The 969-nt window shown below is 41.5% G+C and carries 1 protein-coding gene; it reads left to right on the forward strand.

All coding sequences use genetic code 11. The annotated features are described in order from the left end of the window. A partial coding sequence (locus AAEZ00_RS20545) for a site-specific integrase (protein WP_351089715.1) occupies positions 1–617 on the forward strand: 617 nt, incomplete at its 5' end. Positions 618–969 lie beyond the last annotated feature (352 nt).

Raw genomic sequence — 969 nt, forward strand, 5'->3', positions numbered from 1 at the left:
AGCAACTAAAACACGTACTGCAATCACAAGACTTTATCGATAAACAAGCTGACTTTAAATGGATAACGCTATTGATGCTCTATCACGGTTTACGGCCTTCAGAAGCCTGTCAGCTACACAGCAATGATATAACCATTATCGATGGTATCAACGTCATTCACGTGACCAATGAGGGCATGAGCCAACAACTCAAGACCGCACAGTCAAAACGAACCGTTCCGCTGCATCAAAAGCTCATAGAACTCGGTTTTATTGATTTCGTTCAAAACATTACTGACCGAACATCAAAAACCAGTCAGTTAACAAGCAGCCCGTTATTTCATTATCAACCCAGCAGCGATGGCGTTTGGTCACACAAGTTCTGCCGTGAGTTTGGCAAATTACTCGACCAACTACACTTTATCGCAGGTAAACGACCTACAGCCTATTCATTCCGTCACACCTTTATTGATGAGCTTAAACAACTGCAAACAGAAGAATCGATGGTGGCACAGCTTGTTGGGCACGTTTATCACAACATCACTTATGGACGATACGGTAAGCAATATGATGTAAAAACACTCAAGCCAGTGATGGATAAAGTTGAGTACGCGCTGAATTTGTTACAACCCATATAAAGCGTTTGATTGAAAAGGGGTCAAGGGGAACACTTGCCGATGCGATATTAGGCACGACATACCGCTTAGTCGGTCACTAGCTGTATGTTTCTACACTTTTGGTGCTAATTTTCGCCCGTAGGATTGAGGAAACTGATTTATATGAGCGATTTTTTGTCTCAATGGGTCACCGTAGGATGAAAAAATGATAACAGTCAGTAAATCCTGAGTGACTTTACACACAAAATTTGCTTTCACAACGCTAACAATCGCCTGAGAAATGATGAAGCTTACCAGCTGTATCATTTCTCAGACGAACTTATCAAATCCTACGGGCGTAAATCGATAATAAATCTTGCTGAGAAATCGAATT

Origin of the sequence: Shewanella sp. S1-49-MNA-CIBAN-0167, assembly GCF_040310145.1 — a bacterium.
In the GTDB taxonomy this organism is placed as follows: domain Bacteria; phylum Pseudomonadota; class Gammaproteobacteria; order Enterobacterales; family Shewanellaceae; genus Shewanella; species Shewanella psychromarinicola.